Below are 575 nucleotides of genomic sequence, written 5' to 3' on the forward strand. Positions count from 1 at the left end.
CAGGCTTTGATTTTGAACACTTGCTAAGGCAAGTTTTCCACTGCGGAGTGGTAGTTCAGTTGGTTAGAATACCGGCCTGTCACGCCGGGGGTCGCGGGTTCGAGTCCCGTCCACTCCGCCATTTATTCGAGTGTCGGCTCATAAAATACGAACTGAAGGGGTGTAGCTCCAATTGGCAGAGCAGCGGATTCCAAATCCGCGTGTTGGGAGTTCGAATCTCTCCACCCCTGCCATATTCGAAAGCCTCGTCGAAAGACGAGGCTTTCCTGTATTTGTTGCTTTTTTTAAAGCGGATATCGCGTGCTGGATCTCATCTTGACCAACTCTCTGGTTACCTGTCCAGTCTGCCCCTGCAATATAGAGAAACTTCAGTCGATAGCTGAGGCTTTTTGTATATAAGCAATATCAGGGCTTGGGTTTTCAATCTGGTTGATTCGATGCACTGATGGTAAGCGCATCATGAACCCCGCGTTCTAATCATCCGTCTCGAATAATAAGATCAAGTCTCCAACTCAAAGGAGACTTGAAATGGTCAAACGACGAACCAACCAAGAATGGCAAACGTTATTCGAACA

2 tRNA genes are annotated in these 575 nt (G+C 47.7%); both read left to right on the forward strand.

Annotation, left to right across the window (positions count from 1 at the left end):
• The first annotated feature begins 44 nt into the window (after window positions 1-44).
• Window positions 45-121: transfer RNA gene (locus HC752_RS24365), tRNA-Asp, on the forward strand.
• Window positions 122-156: 35 nt separating this feature from the next.
• Window positions 157-233: transfer RNA gene (locus HC752_RS24370), tRNA-Trp, on the forward strand.
• Window positions 234-575: the final 342 nt, after the last annotated feature.

The sequence above is a fragment of the Vibrio sp. S9_S30 genome, assembly GCF_014694455.1.
GTDB lineage: Bacteria > Pseudomonadota > Gammaproteobacteria > Enterobacterales > Vibrionaceae > Vibrio.